This is a genomic window from Pantoea sp. XY16, from assembly GCF_025153065.1.
Lineage (GTDB): Bacteria > Pseudomonadota > Gammaproteobacteria > Enterobacterales > Enterobacteriaceae > Pantoea > Pantoea alfalfae.
In genome coordinates this window covers 19,128-38,946 of sequence record NZ_JANZNP010000016.1, presented here as the reverse complement: position 1 = coordinate 38,946, position 19,819 = coordinate 19,128, and the positions used below count along the sequence as shown (strand labels likewise).

Here is a 19,819-nt window from a genome sequence, read left to right as displayed (position 1 = left end):
AAGGCCCGCAACGGCCAGCGTCGCGGGCACAGAGATTACTCCTGGTCTTCCCACGCCTGTGCGCGGGCAACCGCTTTTTTCCAGCCGGCATAGCGGAAGTTACGCTCGGTCGTTTCCAGGCTTGGACGGAACTCACGCTCAATAACCGCTTTAGCGCGCACTTCATCCAGATCCTGCCAGAAGCCGACAGCCAGACCCGCCAGATAGGCAGAACCCAGCGCCGTTACTTCACGCACTTCCGGACGCTCAACACGGGTGCCGAGGATGTCAGCCTGGAACTGCATCAGGAAGTTGTTGGATACCGCACCACCATCCACACGCAGCGCCTGCAGGCGGGTGTTGGCATCATTCTGCATCGCTTCCAGCACGTCACGCGTCTGATAAGCGATCGACTCCAGCGTCGCACGGATGATGTGGTTAGCGTTCGCGCCGCGCGTCAGACCGAAGATTGCGCCACGGGCATACGGGTCCCAGTAAGGTGCGCCCAGGCCGGTGAAAGCAGGCACCATGTAAACGCCATTGGTATCTTTCACTTTCATCGCGAAGTATTCAGAGTCAGCCGCTTCACTGATCAGCTTCATCTCATCGCGCAGCCACTGAATAGAGGCACCCCCGATAAATACGGCACCTTCCAGCGCATAGTTCACTTCACCGCGCGGGCCACAGGCGATAGTGGTCAGCAGGCCATGGGTCGAGGTCACCGCTTCAGTACCGGTGTTCATCAGCATAAAGCAGCCGGTGCCGTAGGTGTTTTTCGCCATGCCAGGCTGTACACACAGCTGGCCATACAGCGCGGCCTGCTGGTCACCGGCAATACCGGCGATAGGAATACGTGTACCGCCTTTACCACCGATGTTGGTCTGACCGTAGACTTCAGACGAGGACTTCACTTCCGGCAGCATTTCACGTGGGATATCCAGGATATCCAGCATGCGCTGATCCCACTCGAGCTTGTGAATGTTAAACATCATGGTACGTGAGGCGTTGGTATAGTCAGTAATGTGAACGCGGCCCTGAGTCATTTTCCAGACCAGCCAGGTATCAACGGTACCGAACAGCAGCTCGCCACGTTTCGCACGCTCACGTGAGCCTTCAACATGGTCCAGGATCCACTTCACTTTCGTTCCGGAGAAGTAGGGGTTAATTACCAGCCCGGTGGTGTGCTGGATGTACTCTTCCAGACCCTCTTTCTTCAGTTTGTTACAGTAGTCGGCGGTGCGGGGATCCTGCCAGACGATGGCGTTATAGATAGGTTTACCGGTCTCTTTTTCCCACACGATGGCGGTTTCGCGCTGGTTAGTGATACCAATTGCCGCAATCTCATCAGAACGGATATCGGCATGGGCCAGCACTTCAACCAGCGTAGAGCTTTGTGAAGCCCAGATATCCATTGGATCATGCTCAACCCAGCCCGCTTTCGGGTAGATCTGAGTAAATTCGCGCTGCGATACCGCAACGATATTAGAGTCGTGGTCGAGAACGACGGCGCGTGAGCTGGTTGTTCCCTGATCGAGCGCGACAATATATTTTTTATCTGTGGTAGTCATAAATTCAGTCCTGATGATAAAAGGTGAAACTTACGCTTTACGCTGCTGAGCGCGTGCAACTGGTTTGTCTGCTGGAACGCTTGCAGGTTCCTGGGCGGTACCTGGCAGGTAGCGACCAATCAGTGTGCGATAACCTACTGCACCCAGGCAGGCACCGACCAGCGGGCCAAAAATCGGCACGAGGAAGTAAGGGATGTCACGACCACCGGTAAAGGCAACGTTACCCCAGCCTGCCAGCCATGCGAAGATCTTCGGTCCGAAATCACGTGCCGGGTTAAGGGCGAAGCCGGTCAGAGGACCCATGGAGCCACCGATAACCGCAACCAGCAGGCCAATCAGCAGTGGAGCCAGTGGGCCACGCGGAATGCCGTTGCCGTCATCCGTCAGACCCATAATCACCGCCATTAATACTGCAGTGATGACCATCTCAACCAGGAAGGCCTGGCCGACACCGATATGTGGATTAGGGTAGGTTGAGAAGATGCCTGCCAGGTCGAGACTTTCAACCGTGCCGCGCACCATCTGGTGGCTCTGCTCATAATCAAAAAACAGGCTGTAGTAGAGACCGTATACCAGCGCCGCGGCACAAAAGGCACCGGCAATCTGCGATACGATATAAGGCAGAACTTTACGTCCTTCAAAATTAGCAAACAGGCAGAGTGCAACGGTAATTGCCGGATTCAGGTGCGCGCCCGAAATGCCTGCGGTGAGGTAGGCGGCCATGGAAACGCCAAGACCCCAGATGATGCAGATCTCCCACTGACCGAAGGCGGCACCGGCGAGTTTCAGAGCAGCCACACAGCCTGCGCCGAAGAAAATAATCAAGCCTGTCCCCAGAAATTCGGCAATACACTGACCTTTGAGCGTGTTAGTTGTCTGACTCATAATAGTGGTTCCTGAAGCGAGGTTAAATTTTATCAGTTTTTGTTCTCAGTCCATGAGGCACCCAGCTTTTATGTAGGGCTGATGTGAATTTATCGTTAACGAACATAAACGAGAAATAGCGAAATCGTTTTTTGTGTACTGTGTCATAAAAATGCGCGTTTTCGCGTATTCTGGCTTTCTTAACCCATTATTCGCGCCTCATTGCAGTGATAACGGGCCAGTGCCAGAACGCAGCTGCAGTAAGCGCAGCGTAAATTCAGGGATTGGCTGAAAAGTGTTACAGACTACGCCCGCAAAGGCCGCGTTGCTGGACTTGCGGGGTGAGGCTACATACAATCGGGACAACGTTGCTGGCTTAAGCTGGCATCATCAACGCCTTGCAGGAATTTAGGAGAGGTCAGAAAGATGTCATTTGAAGTGTTTGAGAAACTGGAAGCGAAAGTACAGCAGGCGATTGATACCATCACCCTGTTGCAGATGGAAATCGAAGAGCTGAAAGAGCAGAACAACTCACTGCGTAACGATGCGCAACAAGTCGCGGGCAACCACGATGCGCTGATGCGTGAAAATCAGCACCTGAAAGAAGAGCAACACGTATGGCAGGAACGTCTGCGTGCCTTGCTGGGAAAAATGGAAGAGGTTTGAAGCCTCAGCTGATGTGAAAAACGGGTGCTCAGGCACCCGTTTTCATGTCCGGCCTATTCGAGGTCCAGCGCATCCTCTGACAGAATGATACCGGTATTATCGGCATAAAGATGGTCGCCGGAGAAGAAGGTGACGCCGCCGAAATTGACGCGCACATCGCTTTCACCAATCCCTTCACCCGCAGCGCCTGCCGGAATCGCGGCAATGGCCTGAATGCCAATCTCCAGCTCCTCCAGCTCATCAACCTGGCGTACCGAACCGTAAATCACCAGGCCTTCCCACTCGTTGGTTGCCGCCAGGCGTGCCAGCTGCGCATCGACCAGCGCACGACGCACGGAGCCGCCGCCATCGATTACCAGGACGCGACCCCGGCCATTCTCTTCCAGCAGATCGTAGAGTAAGCCGTTGTCTTCAAAGCATTTCACTGTGGTAATCTGACCACCGAATGAAGTGCGCCCACCAAAGTTTGAAAAAAGCGGTTCAACAACATTCACTTCTTCATGGTAGATATCGCAGAGTTCAGATGTATCGTATTTCATAAGGGTTTCGTCTGTTTGCCACAGGAAGGGTAAGTATATCGCTATATGCAGATTGTTGGCAAAATCATCAGTATGAAAAAAGCATCGTTCGATCAAGAACATGCATAAAAAAGCCCAGCCGGATGGGCTGGGCTTCTGAAATACGCTGATTCAGTGAATCAGAGAATGAAGCGGCTAAGGTCTTCGTCAGCCACCAGTTCATCCAGATGTTTGCCGACATAATCAGCATCGATGGTCACGGATTCACCGTGACGATCGCTGGCGTCATACGATATATCTTCCATCAGACGTTCCAGCACCGTATGCAGACGGCGCGCACCGATGTTTTCGGTGGTTTCGTTGACCTGCCATGCGGCTTCAGCGATTCGGCGGATACCCTCTTCGGTGAACTCAATGTTCACGCCCTCGGTATTCATCAGCGCTTTATACTGCACGGTGATGGAGGCATTCGGCTCGGTCAGGATGCGCTGGAAATCATTCACGGTCAGTGCCTGCAGCTCTACACGGATGGGCAGACGACCCTGCAGTTCCGGAATCAGGTCAGAAGGGCTGGCAACCTGGAACGCGCCTGAAGCGATAAACAGAATGTGGTCGGTTTTCACCATGCCATGCTTGGTCGAAACGGTACAGCCTTCAACCAGCGGCAGCAGGTCGCGCTGAACACCTTCGCGAGAAACATCCGGGCCGCCGGCATTCTGGCCGCCGCGCTTACAGATTTTGTCGATCTCATCGATAAACACGATACCGTGCTGCTCAACCGCATCAATCGCGTCCTGCTTAAGCTCTTCCGGATTAACCAGCTTTGCCGCTTCTTCTTCGATCAGCAGCTTCATCGCTTCTTTGATCTTCAGCTTGCGCGCTTTCTGCTTCTGACCGCCGAGGTTCTGGAACATCGACTGCAGCTGGCTGGTCATCTCTTCCATGCCAGGAGGCGCCATGATCTCAACACCAGGCGCGCTGGCGGCCAGATCGATCTCAATCTCTTTATCGTCCAGCTGGCCTTCGCGCAGCTTTTTGCGGAACGACTGGCGCGCCGCAGACGGCTCAGCGCTCTGCTCTGCCTGGCCCCAGTTGTTTTTCGCAGGCGGAATCAGCACATCGAGAATGCGCTCTTCGGCCATCTCTTCGGCACGGTATTTGTTCTTTTCAATCGCCTGACTGCGCACCATCTTAATGGCCGAATCGGTCAGGTCACGAATGATAGAATCTACTTCCTTACCGACATATCCCACTTCGGTAAATTTAGTCGCTTCGACTTTGATGAACGGTGCATTGGCCAGCTTAGCCAGACGACGCGCGATCTCAGTTTTACCGACACCGGTCGGACCGATCATCAGGATGTTTTTTGGTGTCACTTCATGGCGCAACTCTTCGTCGAGCTGCATGCGGCGCCAGCGGTTGCGAAGTGCAATAGCCACGGCGCGCTTGGCGCTGTCCTGGCCGATGATAAAGCGGTTCAGCTCGGTGACGATTTCGCGTGGAGTCATCTCAGACATATTTATACCCTTACGCCTTAGACGTTAATTCTTCGAAATTAACGTTGTGGTTAGTGTAGATGCAGATATCACCCGCGATATTCAGCGACTTTTCGACGATGTCGCGTGCGCCCATTTCGGTATTCTCCAGCAGCGCACGTGCTGCTGCCTGGGCGAAAGGCCCACCGGAGCCGATGGCGATCAGATCGTTTTCAGGCTGGATGACGTCACCGTTACCGCTGATGATCAGAGAGGCTGACTCATCTGCGACGGCCAGTAAAGCTTCAAGGCGACGCAGCATGCGGTCGGTACGCCAGTCTTTCGCCAGTTCCACCGCGGCTTTTACCAGGTGGCCCTGATGCATTTCCAGTTTACGTTCGAAAAGTTCAAACAGGGTAAAGGCGTCTGCGGTGCCGCCAGCAAATCCGGCAATCACCTTATCGTTGTATAAACGACGCACCTTTTTAACGTTGCCTTTCATCACGGTATTGCCGAGCGTAGCCTGGCCATCACCGCCAATCACTACCTGGCCGTTGCGTCGTACACTTACTATTGTTGTCACGGGCAGACCCCTTGTTGCAGTCGGAAAAGGACTCCGCGCACGGGGCGCGGAGTATCATGCAACAGATATGGGGCGGGTTTGACGGGTTTCAACCCCCGACGGAGAGTGGAATACAGCTGGAGTGTCCGGAACTGCGCAGGCGTTTCAGGGTGCTGTCAGCGGAGGCGCGGTCTTTATACGGACCGATAACCACACGATTCCAGCCGCCACCGGTCGTAATACGGCTTTCAAAACCTTCAAAGGCTAAGCCTGCACGCACCGATTCAGCCTGGTCAGTGCCTTTGAACGAACCACACTGCACCATCCAGCGCTGCGAAGAGGCTTTCTCCGCTGTTTTCGCCTTCGCGGTCTCCTGCGGTTTTGACTGTATGTCCGGCTCCCGCGTGATCGGTGCAGGCTGCGTCTGGCGCTGTACGTTTTGCTGCTGCTGCTGACGTTGCTGTTGTTGTAATTGCTGCTGTTGTTGCTGCAACTGCTGCTGGCGTTGCTGTTGCTGCTGGGCCTGCAACTGCTGGCGCTGTTGCTGAACCTGTTGTTGTTGCTGATGTTGCTGCTGCTGTTGTTGCTGAACCTGCTGCTGGCGTTGCAGCTGTTGCAACTGCTGCTGATGCTGCAGCGTCTGCTGACGTTGCGCCGGGGTTTGTTCGTTCCACGGCACTTCGTTGAGCTGCGTCGGCTGCTGACGCATATCTGCCTGCATCTGCTCCAGCAACTGGCGCTGCTCATCGGTCAGCTGTGTCTGCGACTTCACTTCGCCACCTGAAGAGGGTTCGATAGGCGTCGGCACGGTGACCTGACGGTTCTCCAGCTCTTTAATATATTTCCAGCGCTCTTCTGGCTTCGGCGGCAAGCCATTGCCGTTGGCTTTATGATCCGTAATGACCGGCACGTCTTCTTTCTTGTGATGCGCCAGGAACCATAAACCACCGGCAAAGGTCACCAACACTGCGACCGCCAGTACAATCATCAATTTAGATGTTCCCGAACCGCCTTTGCTCTTCTTGCCACGGCTGGGGCTTTTTTTGCGACGCGTCCCTGTTGAACGCCCGCGGCCTACGTAATCTTTTTGTGCCACTCTCGTTCTTATACCCTTCAAAAATAGTGCCAGTTGGGCGAAATGATGATTTTTACGCGCCCGGCAAGGAGTCCGCCATGTTACTCAAGGGTCGGAACTTTGACCAGCAGTGTTCGCCTTAAGAATCTACTGAAAAAATCAGACAAATACGCTTATTTTTCACGCTTTTTTGCTCGCGCCGTGCTGCCACGAATGGTTAAACCGGCATCCAGCAGCCGCGATCCGCTGATGACCCGTTTGCCATTTAACTCATCCAGCAGCAGAAGCATCGCCTCCCGGCCTATCTGGTAACGTGGCTGCGTGACCGTGGTCAACGGCGGCTCGCAGTAACGTGATAGCTCAATGTCATCGAATCCGACCACAGAGAGGTCGTCCGGTATCCGCAGTCCACAGCGTCTGGCCTGATTCATCGCCCCCAGCGCCATAATATCGCTGTGGCAGAACAGGGCGCGCGGCGGTTGCGGCAGGGTCATCAGCTGATTCATGGCGGCCACGCCTGCTTCAAACGTAAAATCACCGCGCACAATATAGGTGGGATCGACCGTCAGCCCGCTGCGACGCATCGCCTGTACATAGCCCTGCAACCGATACTGACAGAGCGGCATCTCTTCCGGCCCGGCGATACAGGCGATCTGCGAGTGGCCTAACTGCAGTAAATGATTCACCGCTTCAAATGCGGCGGTCAGGTTATCGATGTGAACTGTGGGCAGCGACATTTCCGGCGCAAACTCATTCGCCATCACCATGGGCGGCAGGTTACGTTGCTCATCAATGCTGGCATCAAAGGGCAACTGTGACCCGAGCAGCACCATGCCATCGATCTGTCGTGTGACCATCAGATTGAGAAAGGTTCGCTCCTGCTGATTCTGATGAGCACAGTCACCAATCAGGACCAGATAGCCTTCTTCGGCTGCCGTGACTTCGACGCCACGAATGATTTCACTAAAGAAGGGATCGCAGATGTCAGGGACAATAACCAGGATGGTTCGCGTTTCGTTACGCCGTGCGTTGCGCGTTGGGCCATGTGCTGCATAGCCGACGGCGGCAACGGCCTGCTCGACTTTCTGGCGGGTCGCCGCAGAAACCTTCTCCGGATTCATGAGCGCACGCGATACGGTGGCGGTTGAGACGCCCGCATGCTCCGCGACATCCTTCATCGTGGCGGCGGGCGGTTGTTGATTCTGCTCCAACACATGCTCCTGACGCGTTATGGCGCGTTCGATTCTGTTTTTGCCTGACCTGAAAGCAATCCGGGCAACATTGTTAACGATTGCCCGGCTGGTTGTTACTTAATTTGCATAAAAATTGTGACTTATGCGACGTTTTTCGATCTGGCTCGCAGTGTCAGTAAAAATCAGCTCTCGGTCGGGTCGATATCCAGCGTCCATTTCACTTTGCGCGCAGCGGGGAGCGTTGAAACCAGCGGCAACGAACTGCTCAGTAACTGTTGCAGACGTTGCCGGGAAGGATGCTGCAACAGAAGTTGCCAGCGCCAGCGTCCACTGCGTTTGGGCTGCAAAGCGGGCAACGGACCCATAAACCACATCGCCTTGTCATTCAGCGGGCTCGCCTCCAGCAGGTTACGAAGTTGTTGCAAAAATTCGGCTGCCTGCTGGTTATCCATATCTTCCGCGCGGAACAGCGCATGGCGGCTCCAGGGTGGCAGGTGAACCGCCTGTCGCTCCAGCAGCGCCTGCTGGGCAAAGGCTGAATAACCCTGATGCAGCAGTGTCTGCAGTAAGGGGTGTTCCGGATGGTGAGTCTGCAGCATCACCTCACCCTGCTTTCCGGCACGGCCAGCACGGCCGGCGACCTGGGTGTAGAGCTGAGCAAAGCGCTCCGCCGCACGGAAATCGGCTGAGAACAGGGCACCATCAACATCCAGCAGCGAGACCAGTGTGACATCGGGGAAGTGGTGGCCCTTGGCCAGCATCTGGGTGCCGACCAGGATACGTGCGCCGCCACGATGGACGTCAGCCAGATGCTGCTCCAGGGCACCTTTGCGGCTGGTGGTATCGCGATCGATGCGCGACACCGGCACGCCAGGGAAGAGTGTGCCGAGCTGCTGCTCCAGCTGCTCAGTACCGACGCCGACCGGCAGCAGATGGGTTGAGCCACACTGCGGGCACTGATTAGGTAGCGGACGCTGGCTGTCGCAATGATGGCAGCGTAGCTGACGGTGGTGCTGATGCAGGGTGTAGTAGCGGTCACAGCGGGTACACTCGGCAATCCAGCCGCAGTCGTGACAGAGCAGGGCGGGTGAAAAGCCGCGGCGGTTAAGAAACAGCAACACCTGATTGTCGGCCTGCAGATGCTGGCGCATTTTACCAATCAGACCCGGTGCCAGGCCGCCGATCAGCTGCACGCCTTTTAAATCGATAAGCTGTTGCAGCGCCGGTCGGGCGTTGCCGGCGCGCTTTGTCAGGTCGAGCTGGCGATACTTGCCGCTGCGGACATTGTGCAGCGTCTCCAGAGCCGGTGTCGCCGAGCCCATGACAATCGGGATATCCTCTTCATGGGCACGGAACACAGCCAGATCGCGCGCCTGATAGCGCCAGCCTTCCTGCTGTTTGTAGGAGCTGTCATGCTCTTCATCAATAATGATGACGCCAGGACGAGCCAGCGGCGTAAACAGCGCCGAGCGGGTACCAATCACAATCGCCGTTTCGCCGCGCCGGGCACGTAACCAGACCGCCAGCCGTTCACTGTCATTTAATGCAGAGTGCAGCACATCGATGGGCGCATCAAAACGTTCCCGAAAACGGGCAATCGTTTGTGGGGTTAAGCCAATCTCCGGCACCAGCACCAGCGCCTGTTTACCACGTGCCAGCACATTTTCCAGCACGCTGAGGTAAACCTCAGTTTTGCCGGAGCCGGTGATGCCCGCCAGCAGCCAGGCGGCATAGTGTTCATCATCTGCCCGAATCGCACCCACGGCCATCGCCTGATCGGTATTCAGTCGCAGCCGTTCGCCTTTTACAGCATAAGTGGTGCGCCAGTCGTGCATCTGCGGCTGATGCTCATGCAGTTCGCATAATCCTTTAGCCCGCAATGCCTGTAATGTTGCCTCGGTAAGATCGTGTTCACTGACCTGATGCCGATAGAGCGGTTGCTGACGCAGTGCTGCCAGCGCCTGCTGCTGTTTCGGGGCGCGCTTTAAACTTTCCGGCGCGGTTTCACGGCCCTGCTCGGTAATTTCCCAGCGCCACAGGGGATTGTCCTGCGCCGCTTTGCCCTGGCGCAGTAGCACCGGAATCGCGTGGCTCAGCACTTCACCCTGCGGCGAGTGGTAGTAGCTGGCGGCCCAGTTCAGGATGCGCCACAGCGACGGGGGATAGAGAGACTCACTGTCCAGCACCTCAACCACGCGCTTGAGCTGTGCTTCCGGCAGATCGCTGCTGTCACGAAAGGCGACCACAATCCCGATCATTCTGCGATTGCCAAAGGGCACACTCACGCGCCCGCCAATGACCGGCTGCACACCCTGAGGCGGCAGATAATCAAACAGGCGGGGCAAGGGGACGGGCAGGGCAACCTGAACAACGGGCATAACTCTCTCTTTCCGGCTCAATCATCGGGGAAGCTAGTGTACACGCTGACCCCCTGTGGCGGGTATCTCAGCATATATTTGCAGCAATCCAGACTTACCTGTATAATATGCCCCCTTCGGTGAGAAAATCTGGCCGGAGTACACCCTATAATGTTCAACCGCGTGTGGTGCTGTGCAGGTTAACGCCTGGCACGGAGAGCGACACGGCCTTCTATGAGGTTTCCCATGAAACAAGGTATTCACCCGAAATACGAAGCAGTTACTATCAAATGTACCTGCGGCAACGAGATCCACACCCGTTCAACACTGACTCACGAACTGAACCTGGACGTTTGTGGCAAATGCCACCCGTTCTATACCGGTAAGCAGCGTGAAGTGGCAACTGGTGGCCGTGTTGACCGCTTTAACAAGCGTTTCAGCGTGCCAGGCGCTAAAAAATAAGATTAAAAGGCACCTGAACCTGCGGGTTCGGCGGCAAGAAAAAACCCAGCTTCGGCTGGGTTTTTTTTATGGCTGTTACAGGCTGGTGTCCGTTCCCGGGGTCGCCGCAGGCTTATTCAGTTCAAGTACCTGCGTCGTATAAGTACCATCTAAATCACCAATCGCGGCGATCTTCGGTGCGGTAATCGAGATTTTATCGGCTGACATCGTACCTTTACTGCACAGCACCCAGAGTAAACAGGATGAGTTACTGATTTTCTTGTCTGTCGCCAGTGTCAGCGTTTCCGCCTTCATGGTACCGCTATTAGATATGCCGTTTTTGCCCGACACGTTTAACAGTCCGGTTGCCTGCATGACGCCCTGATTGCTGACCTCATTCGCCATAACAGAGGCACTCTGAGCGGTCAGAGTCGCCGCGTTAGAGACCTTTATCGCAGAAACATAGGCTGTCCCCTGTGAAGTCACGTCTCCGCCAGACAGGAGGCTGACCTCTTTAACGGCATTCATACTCAGGTTTCCAGCCTGAATTGCCCCTGAATTGAGCAGGCTGGTGTTGGCGACAGCCGTGACGACGCCGTCAACCGTATTATAACCGGTCTGCATGGCCAACGTTTTTGGCGTCGTGATTGTTCCTCTGTTCTCAATATTACCGGCCAGAGAAACAATATTTACAGCACCAGCAGCATCAATTTGCGCATTATTGTTGTTAGAAATTTTTCCCAGGCTGACGATGGTGGCGTAATCCGTCGTTTTAATGGTGCCGTTATTGGTGAACGCGTCCGTTGTCTGCAGAACAGCCTGGCTGGCAGACAGTGTTCCTCTGTTCGTTATGCTGCCACCTGCGGTGGCGCTAAGCAGTCCGGTTTCAATCGTGCCGCTATTGGTTAATGTGCCATTAGCTGCAATGTAGAGATTAGTCGCATTCAGTATGCCGCTATTATTGACACCCGCTCCGGCATCAGTAGTCTGCAGCTGAATAATTCCCGCAGTTGCCCCACCCAGCGCGCTGACATCAATGGTGTTGCCGTAGGCTTTGGCCGTTCCAGTCGCTGTCGCCGAACCGGAAGCGATATTGTAATCATAGATACCAGCAATCGCTTGTAATTGAGTAGTAGCGATCTGTCCCTGAATATTAATTTTCTGCGCCAGAAGGTCGGTGTAATCGGCACCTTTCAGGCCATTACCATTAACCGTAATCGTGCCTTTCGCCACATTGAAACCAGTCAATGCACCCTCGGTAAAGGTGGGCGTTCCGGTGGTCAGCGTGGCGCGTCCGGTGTTAATAAAGCTACAGCCAGAGCAGGTAATACCATTCGGGTTGGCGATAATGACATCCGCTTTTTGACCGGCGACTTCAATATAGCCATTCAGTGAAGATGAGCTTTTTGAGATAACTTCATTCAGGATAAGGCTGGCTGACTTATCCAGATTGCTGTTTCGCGCAAGATCACCTTTGTCACGCACTAAATCTGTCGTGCTATTATTCAGGACCATTCCATCACTGGTGACGTTAAAATTCTGATACATATTATGAGAAAGACCATTTGCATCAGCCTGATTAATATTAACAACTGTCGATCCATTTGCATGAGTGTAAGTATTGAGTGCAGCCAGCGCAGGCTGGCTGCACAATGTGGCCACGGTAGCCAGGAATAACAGGTTAAACTTATGCTTCTTCATTATTTCTATCCTTTTTCTGTGTGAGTGTTTTTTAAAGTTTTTTTTATTAAAAAATGTCCATCTTTTTTAATATTTCCATTGCAATGAAAAACCCAGCGTAAGTGGATCAGTGTGAAAGGCTTGTGGTTTTTTTAGCGGGGTACCGGCAAAAAGATCAAAGCGTGTTTGCAGAAGTTTTCCCCGCAGGCCGACAACGCTGCCTATGACGGTTTTTCCTTTATAATACAGCTGGTTGTAATTGCCATAGACCTGGCCTGCATCAACACCGATATAGGGCTGAATCGGTTGGCCGGGGATTATCCAGCTAAGATCGTTGCGCCAGTACCCTCCCTTATTGTCCTGAAGAGAATATTCACCATCGAAACCGCGCACCGTCCAGCGGTTTGCCAGCGAAAAGCGGTTAAGTGACGAGAGGCTATCGGGCGAATATTGCAGGCTGATATGAGGGAAGTAATTCAGCCAGTTTTCATAGACACGAAAGTTGACGGAACCCTCAAGATCTAAAGTGACAATCCGACCTTGCTTATCAATGAGTCCATACTCCTGCTCAACAGTATTACTGCTGTTAAACCAGGGCATCTTTCTTTGGTAACTTAGCGTGGTTGCGAGACCTGCATTATCAACATTGATTTGATGTTGCAGCACCGCTTTCCAGCCCGCACTTCTTTTATGCATGCTGACAAGGTCAAAATCATCCAGAGAGTAACGCGATTCCGTATCAAATATTTGCAGGCCAACCGTGCTGGTCTGATGCACGGTTCGTGAAATCAGCCGATTGAGTTGCGCACTGTAATAATGGTTCTTATTATTCAGCGTCCATTTTGCCCAGTTTCCGGTCATAAATTGTCGGTAGTCACTGTGACTGGCGTAGAGATCGAGCCACCAGTATCCCCAGGGGATTGAATAACCTATCGATTTATTACTGTTACCTTTTATCGTGTGCTTCGGGGCAATATCGTGGCCATAAGAGACATAAAGGGTGTCACTGAGTGAGGTAATATTATTCAGATAGAGCGCTGCACCACCCTGATATCGGCCTGTTGCAACCGAGCCAGCATCATTGAGCCATGCACCCACCTGCCAGTATTTATCCTGCCTGCGCTGGATATAAATGTCGCTTTCACCTTTGCCACTGCCAGGCACAAGATTGACGTTAACCTGCGATCCCGGTACTCGCTGAAGATTAAGACTACCCTGTTCAAGGTCGCTGAGTTCAAGCACATCACCCGCTTTGAACGGTAATGTGCTGGTTAAATTGATATAGTCGTCTCCGGATTTATTAAGAACGATTTTTCCCACTTTACCGGCATTAATATCAAATTTTAATTCACCACCTGACAGGTTCTGCTCCGGTAAATTAACACGTGTGGTGATATATCCCGCCCGGATGATTTCATTTTGCAGAGTTTTTGCCAGCAGTTTTATACCCGCGATACCCAGACATTTTCCTTCTGCCTGAGAAGTAAAATACCTTAATTTTTCGAGGTGAATTTTTTTGTTATCCTGCTTTAAAGAGACCTTATCGATAAGATAACATTTTTCTTCATGCGGAAAGGGAATCTCTTCTGCCCGGAAGCGCTGTTGTTCAGACGCTGCCCGCTGCGGTTCAGGCATCAGTTGCGCTTTGCGTACCCGATCCTGTTGCAGTGCATTGATATTCCCATTTGACTCTGTGAGAGCGGGTGCAGCTTTCGCCTGATCAGGAAAGGAAAAGGTTACTGCAGCGAAAAAAATAAGAAGATAAGCGGATGCAGATGACGTTATTTTATATTTAATGCTCATTTTCTTTCCGTGAAATAGTCGCTCTGGCAAAATTTTACGGATGCAGATAATAGTGAACAATAGTAATTATTCTATTGTCGGAATAAAAAGACATTCTTATTGCAACAGAAATAACGGAATAATAGGAGAACAGGCTGGAGTTTTATGATAAGTCTGGCGGGCAATATTCAGAAGGGTCTGTCAGATTACGGAAAGCAGGAAGGTCATTTCACATCGGATCAGAAAGCGGCTCCCTGAGCGGAGCCTGCTCCTCTGAAGCGGGGTTAAGCGAAACCGGCCCCGGGAATTAATATTCCCAGGTATCCGGGTCGACACCCATCTGGCGCATGATTGCTTTTGCTTCTTCCGGAATCTCATCACTACGCTCTTTACGCAGGTCGACATCATCCGGCAGCGGTTGACCCGTAAAGGCATGTAAAAAGGCTTCGCAAAGCAGCTCGCTGTTGGTAGCGTGACGCAGGTTATTCACCTGACGACGGGTACGCTCATCCGTTAAAATCTTCAGCACGCTCAATGGGATAGAAACTGTAATCTTCTTGACCTGCTCGCTCTTCTTACCGTGCTCAGCGTATGGGCTGATATATTCGCCGTTCCATTCAGCCATGGGTTACCTTAATTAATAAACGTTAAATGTGAGGAAATCAGCGGATTATGCCTGATTTTTTCCTGCCTGACCCCTCATATGGCGGGTTTTCTTCGTTCGCCGCTTCTGCATTACAGAGGGGAACGCCAGGCGATGACGCATAATTTTAGCGGTTATTGCGTTTGTGCTCAATCTATACGCAAAGACATTTAGATGTCCAGATGTATTGACGTCTAATTAGAGGGTGATATTCTGTGGACTACATTTTTTTAACTCTTCAGGAACAATTCGCTCATGACGCGTAAACCGGCAACCATCGCAGTGCGCAGCGGTTTGAATGATGACGAGCAATATGGCTGCGTTGTCCCGCCCATCCACCTCTCTACAACCTATAACTTCCTGGATTTCAATGAGCCTCGTGCACATGACTATTCCCGTCGTGGTAACCCCACGCGTGATGTCGTACAGCGTACGCTGGCGGAACTGGAAGGCGGGGCGGGTGCGGTATTAACCAATACCGGCATGTCGGCTATTCACCTGGTCACGACGGTGTTCCTGAAGCCTGGCGATCTGCTGGTTGCGCCACACGACTGTTATGGCGGCAGCTATCGGTTATTTGACAGCCTGAGCAAACGCGGCGCGTATCGGGTGAAATTTGTCGATCAGGGCGACCCGGTGGCGCTGCAGGCGGCGCTGGATGAAAACCCCAAACTGGTGCTGATTGAAAGTCCCAGTAATCCGCTGTTGCGCGTCGTGGATATCAGCGCGATTTGCGCCGCCGCACGCGCGGCGGGTGCCGTCAGCGTAGTAGACAACACCTTTATGAGTCCGGCGCTGCAGAATCCTCTCGCGCTGGGTGCGGACCTGGTGATCCACTCCTGTACCAAATACCTCAATGGTCACTCCGATGTGGTGGCGGGCGCGGTGATTGCCAAAGATCCGCAACTGGCGACCGACCTGGCCTGGTGGGCAAATAACATTGGCGTGACCGGCGCGGCATTTGACAGTTATCTGCTGCTTCGCGGGATTCGTACGCTGTCACCGCGCATCGCCGCTGCTCAACGCAACGCACTCGCGATTGTGGACTATCTGAAGCAGCAAAAGCGGGTGAAAAAGTTGTATCATCCTTCGCTGCCGGAAAACGCCGGACACGAACATGCTGTACGTCAGCAGCGTGGCTTTGGCGCCATGCTGAGTTTCGAGGTCGACGGTGATGAGGCGCTGCTGCGTCGCTTCCTGAAAGCGTTGCGGTTATTTACGCTGGCGGAATCGCTGGGCGGCGTAGAGAGTCTGATCTCCCATACCGCCACCATGACGCACGCGGGGATGTCGGCAGAAGCACGCGCGGCAGCAGGCATTTCCGATACGCTGCTACGGGTTTCTGTTGGTATTGAAGATCACGAAGATTTAATTGCCGATCTGGATAATGCATTCCGGATCGCAGCCGAGGATTAAGCATGACGATTTCAGCAGGCGCGGGAACGCCGAACATCAGGCAGTTGCACAAGTTTGGCGGCAGCAGCCTGGCCGATGCGCGCTGCTATCAGCGCGTTGCCAGCATTATGGCGGACTACAGCCAGCCGGGCGATCTGATGGTGGTCTCCGCGGCAGGTTCAACCACCAACCAGCTGATTAGCTGGCTGAAGCTGAGCCAGAACGATCGGCTCTCTGCGCATCAGGTGCAACAGGCTTTACGGCGCTACCAGAGCGAGCTAATCGGTGCGCTGCTGCCTGCTGAGATCGCCGAACCCTTAATCACTGCATTTATCCGCGATCTGGAAAAGCTGGCCGTACTGCTGGATGCGCCGATCACCGATGCGGTCTATGCCGACGTGGTCGGGCACGGTGAAATATGGTCGGCACGCCTGATGTCAGCGGTACTGAGCCAGCGTGATCTGCAGGCCTGCTGGCTGGATGCGCGTGAGTTTCTGCGTGCTGAACGTGCTGCTCAGCCGCAGGTGGATGAGGGTAAATCCTGGCCCCTGCTGCAGACTTTGCTGGCGCAGCATCCGCAAAAGCGCATCGTGGTAACCGGCTTTATCAGCCGCAACGATGCCGGTGAAACCGTCCTGCTTGGCCGCAACGGCTCCGACTATTCCGCCACGCAGATTGGCGCGCTGGCGGGTGTAGGACGCGTGACCATCTGGAGCGATGTCGCGGGCGTTTACAGCGCCGATCCCCGCAAAGTTTCTGATGCCTGTCTGCTGCCGCTGTTAAGGCTGGATGAAGCCAGTGAGCTGGCTCGCCTGGCTGCTCCGGTGCTGCATACCCGCACGCTGCAGCCGGTTTCTGGCAGCGATATCGACCTGCAACTGCGCTGCAGCTATCAGCCAGAGCAGGGCTCAACCCGCATCGAGCGTGTGCTGGCTTCGGGGACCGGGGCGCGCATCGTAACCAGCCACGATGATGTTTGCCTGATTGAGATTCAGCTGCCAGAGCAGCATGACTTCGCTATCCTGCACAAAGAGATCGATCTGCTGCTGAAGCGCGCGCAACTGCGCCCGCTGGCGTTTGGCGTCCATCCTGATCGTCAGCTGCTGCAACTCTGTTATACCTCCGAAGTGGTCAACAGCGCCTTCACGTTGCTACAGGACGCCGGTTTACCGGGTCATCTGCAGCTGCGCGACGGCCTGGCGCTGGTAGCGCTAGTGGGAGCAGGCGTTACCCGTAACCCGCTGCATACTCATCGCTTCTGGCAGCAGTTAAAAGATCAGCCTGTTGAATTCATCTGGCAGTCAGAAGATCACATCAGCGTGGTGGCGGTGCTGCGCGTCGGGCCGACCCAGCACCTGATTCAGGGACTGCATCAGTCACTGTTCCGCGCAGAAAAGCGCATCGGTCTGATGCTGTTTGGCAAAGGCAATATCGGTTCACGCTGGCTGGAACTGTTTGCCCGCGATCAGGAAACGCTGTCAGCGCGCACCGGCTTTGAATTTGTGCTGGCGGGCGTCGCGGACAGCAGCCGCAGCCTGCTGAGCTATGACGGGCTGGATGCCAGTCGTGCACTCGCCTTCTTTGATGATGAGGCGGTGGAGCGCGATGAAGAGTCGCTGTTCCTGTGGATGCGTGCTCACCCGTTCGATGACCTGGTGGTACTGGATGTCACTGCCAGTACACCCCTGGCGCAGCAGTATCTTGACTTTGCCAGCCACGGTTTTCATGTGATCAGCGCCAACAAGGTTGCGGGTGCGTCTGACAGCCAGACCTGGCGGCAGATTCGCGATGCCTTTACCAAAACCGGGCGTCACTGGCTCTATAACGCCACTGTTGGTGCTGGTCTGCCGATTAACTATACGGTGCGCGATCTGCGCGACAGCGGCGATACCATTCTGGCGATTAGCGGGATCTTCTCCGGTACGCTGTCGTGGCTGTTCCTGCAGTTTGATGGCACGGTGCCGTTTACCGAGCTGGTGGATCAGGCGTGGCAGCAGGGGTTAACCGAGCCTGATCCGCGCGCCGATCTCTCGGGTCAGGATGTGATGCGCAAACTGGTGATCCTTGCCCGTGAGGCGGGCTACAACATCGAGCCGGATCAGGTGCGGGTTGAATCGCTGGTGCCGAACAACTGTCAGCAGGGATCTGTGGACCACTTCTTTGAAAATGGCGAAGAGCTGAACGAGCAGATGCTGCAGCGGCTGGAAGCCGCGCGGGAGATGGACCTGGTGCTGCGCTACGTTGCCCGTTTTGATGCTAACGGCAAGGCGCGCGTAGGTGTTGAAGCGGTGCGACCGGAGCACCCGCTGGCCGCGCTGCTGCCGTGCGACAACGTCTTTGCCATTGAGAGCCGCTGGTATCGCGATAATCCGCTGGTGATCCGCGGGCCGGGCGCAGGCCGGGATGTCACCGCCGGCGCTATTCAGTCAGATATTAATCGCCTCGCACAACTGCTGTAATCCCTCCTCATCAGGCGCTTCGGCGCCTGTTTTCAAAGCGTTATCTCCTTCCTGTTGAAATCCCTTCATGTTGATTGAAAATTGATCACGTCAGTTGACCATTTTTACGTTGACGGCACACTGAGATTGCGTCATTTTGAACATCTGGACGTCTAAACGTGTAGATGTTTTCAGGCCGATTATTAATCAGTGAGGGTGCAGGATGAGTTTCTTTCATGCCAATCAGCGCGAAGCGCTAAACCAGAGTCTGGCTGAACTGAACGGGCAAATTAATGTGTCGTTTGAGTTCTTTCCGCCGCGCACCAGCGAAATGGAAGAGACTCTGTGGACCTCAATTGACCGCCTGAGCAGTCTGAAACCGAAATTCGTTTCTGTCACTTACGGTGCGAACTCAGGTGAACGTGATCGCACCCACAGCATTATCAAAGACATTAAAGATCGCAGCGGCCTGGAAGCCGCACCCCATCTGACCTGTGTTGATGCGACGCGCGATGAACTGCGCACCATCGCTCAGGATTACTGGAACAACGGCATCCGCCATATTGTGGCGCTGCGTGGCGATCTGCCGCCTGGTAGCGGCAAGCCAGAGATGTATGGCAGCGATCTGGTTTCGCTGCTGAAAGAGGTTGGCGATTTTGATATTTCCGTCGCCGCCTATCCGGAAGTCCATCCTGAAGCGAAAAGCGCCCAGGCCGACCTGATTAATCTCAAACGAAAAATCGATGCAGGCGCAAATCGGGCTATTACCCAGTTTTTCTTCGACGTCGAAAGCTATCTGCGTTTCCGCGATCGCTGTGTTGCCACCGGCATTGATGTGGAAATTGTGCCGGGTATCCTGCCGGTCTCTAACTTTAAGCAATTGCAACGCTTTGCCACGCTGACCAATGTGCGTGTGCCGGGCTGGATGAGCGCGATGTTTGCCGGTCTGGATGACGATCCGGAAACGCGCAAAATGGTGGGAGCGAATATCGCGATGGATATGGTGAAAATCCTGTCACGCGAAGGGGTGAAAGATTTCCATTTTTACACGCTGAACCGTGCCGAAATGAGTTACGCCATCTGCCACACGTTAGGGGTTCGTCCGGTTGCGGCGGCGGCTTAACCGCTCTGCCTGATCCCGTAAAAAAGTCGGGAAATTCCCGACTTTTCTATTGCTGCTCTC

General features: G+C 54.1%; 16 protein-coding genes. 5 read left to right on the top strand and 11 right to left on the bottom strand.

Features of this window, described 5'->3' with window-relative positions:
* Nucleotides 1–35 precede the first annotated feature (35 nt).
* Together glpK and N1689_RS19785 are read right to left on the bottom strand one after the other, a co-directional pair.
* On the bottom strand, nucleotides 36–1,547 hold the full coding sequence (glpK, locus tag N1689_RS19790; protein ID WP_033734465.1) for a glycerol kinase GlpK: 1,512 nt from the start codon (nucleotides 1,545–1,547) through the stop codon (nucleotides 36–38).
* Nucleotides 1,548–1,577: 30 nt separating this feature from the next.
* Nucleotides 1,578–2,432: an MIP/aquaporin family protein gene (locus tag N1689_RS19785; RefSeq protein WP_010258182.1), complete on the bottom strand. Its 855-nt coding sequence runs from the start codon at nucleotides 2,430–2,432 to the stop codon at nucleotides 1,578–1,580.
* A gap of 405 nt (nucleotides 2,433–2,837) precedes the next feature.
* Between N1689_RS19785 and zapB the strand changes: the two genes are divergently transcribed.
* Complete coding sequence (zapB, locus tag N1689_RS19780; RefSeq protein WP_003851242.1) at nucleotides 2,838–3,077, top strand: cell division protein ZapB; 240 nt, start codon at nucleotides 2,838–2,840, stop codon at nucleotides 3,075–3,077.
* A gap of 53 nt (nucleotides 3,078–3,130) precedes the next feature.
* Here zapB and rraA read toward each other — a convergent pair whose 3' ends face one another.
* The 6 genes from rraA to priA all read right to left on the bottom strand — a co-directional run bounded on the left by rraA (nucleotide 3,131) and on the right by priA (nucleotide 10,278).
* Complete coding sequence (gene rraA, locus N1689_RS19775) at nucleotides 3,131–3,616, bottom strand: ribonuclease E activity regulator RraA (protein ID WP_009088032.1); 486 nt, start codon at nucleotides 3,614–3,616, stop codon at nucleotides 3,131–3,133.
* Between the two features lie 158 nt (nucleotides 3,617–3,774).
* Nucleotides 3,775–5,112: an HslU--HslV peptidase ATPase subunit gene (gene hslU / locus N1689_RS19770; RefSeq protein WP_260060003.1), complete on the bottom strand. Its 1,338-nt coding sequence runs from the start codon at nucleotides 5,110–5,112 to the stop codon at nucleotides 3,775–3,777.
* A 10-nt stretch (nucleotides 5,113–5,122) separates the two neighbouring features.
* Nucleotides 5,123–5,653, bottom strand: a complete 531-nt coding sequence (gene hslV, locus N1689_RS19765) for an ATP-dependent protease subunit HslV (protein ID WP_003851234.1) — start codon at nucleotides 5,651–5,653, stop codon at nucleotides 5,123–5,125.
* Nucleotides 5,654–5,741: 88 nt separating this feature from the next.
* Nucleotides 5,742–6,728 carry a cell division protein FtsN gene (gene ftsN / locus N1689_RS19760; RefSeq protein ID WP_260060002.1) on the bottom strand — a complete coding sequence of 329 codons (987 nt, stop codon included), beginning with the start codon at nucleotides 6,726–6,728 and terminating at the stop codon, nucleotides 5,742–5,744.
* A 152-nt stretch (nucleotides 6,729–6,880) separates the two neighbouring features.
* A complete protein-coding gene (gene cytR, locus N1689_RS19755) occupies nucleotides 6,881–7,918 on the bottom strand; it encodes a DNA-binding transcriptional regulator CytR (RefSeq protein ID WP_260060001.1) in 1,038 nt (345 codons plus the stop codon).
* A gap of 164 nt (nucleotides 7,919–8,082) precedes the next feature.
* On the bottom strand, nucleotides 8,083–10,278 hold the full coding sequence (gene priA / locus N1689_RS19750) for a primosomal protein N' (RefSeq protein ID WP_161733005.1): 2,196 nt from the start codon (nucleotides 10,276–10,278) through the stop codon (nucleotides 8,083–8,085).
* 225 nt (nucleotides 10,279–10,503) lie between these two features.
* Here priA and rpmE point away from each other — a divergent pair, with 225 nt between their 5' ends.
* Entirely contained in the window at nucleotides 10,504–10,719 is a 216-nt protein-coding gene (rpmE, locus tag N1689_RS19745) for a 50S ribosomal protein L31 (protein WP_003851227.1), read from the top strand.
* 75 nt (nucleotides 10,720–10,794) lie between these two features.
* On the opposite strand, the gene N1689_RS19740 is transcribed toward rpmE, so the two are convergent.
* From N1689_RS19740 to metJ, 3 genes are all read right to left on the bottom strand, one after another.
* The gene (locus N1689_RS19740) at nucleotides 10,795–12,399 is read right to left on the bottom strand and encodes a filamentous hemagglutinin N-terminal domain-containing protein (protein ID WP_253420455.1); all 1,605 of its coding nucleotides are present in this window, start codon (nucleotides 12,397–12,399) and stop codon (nucleotides 10,795–10,797) included.
* Nucleotides 12,400–12,465: 66 nt separating this feature from the next.
* Entirely contained in the window at nucleotides 12,466–14,181 is a 1,716-nt protein-coding gene (locus N1689_RS19735) for a ShlB/FhaC/HecB family hemolysin secretion/activation protein (protein ID WP_260060000.1), read from the bottom strand.
* Between the two features lie 286 nt (nucleotides 14,182–14,467).
* Nucleotides 14,468–14,785 (bottom strand): met regulon transcriptional regulator MetJ, encoded by a 318-nt coding sequence (metJ, locus tag N1689_RS19730; RefSeq protein WP_009088019.1) that lies wholly within the window; start codon nucleotides 14,783–14,785, stop codon nucleotides 14,468–14,470.
* Between the two features lie 273 nt (nucleotides 14,786–15,058).
* Between metJ and metB the strand changes: the two genes are divergently transcribed.
* The 3 genes from metB (at nucleotide 15,059) to metF (ending at nucleotide 19,759) form a co-directional block, all read left to right on the top strand.
* The gene (gene metB, locus N1689_RS19725; RefSeq protein ID WP_161733011.1) at nucleotides 15,059–16,219 is read left to right on the top strand and encodes a cystathionine gamma-synthase; all 1,161 of its coding nucleotides are present in this window, start codon (nucleotides 15,059–15,061) and stop codon (nucleotides 16,217–16,219) included.
* A gap of 2 nt (nucleotides 16,220–16,221) precedes the next feature.
* Nucleotides 16,222–18,657 carry a bifunctional aspartate kinase/homoserine dehydrogenase II gene (locus tag N1689_RS19720; RefSeq protein ID WP_161733014.1) on the top strand — a complete coding sequence of 812 codons (2,436 nt, stop codon included), beginning with the start codon at nucleotides 16,222–16,224 and terminating at the stop codon, nucleotides 18,655–18,657.
* Between the two features lie 202 nt (nucleotides 18,658–18,859).
* Entirely contained in the window at nucleotides 18,860–19,759 is a 900-nt protein-coding gene (gene metF, locus N1689_RS19715; RefSeq protein WP_161733016.1) for a methylenetetrahydrofolate reductase, read from the top strand.
* The last annotated feature ends 60 nt before the right edge of the window (nucleotides 19,760–19,819 follow it).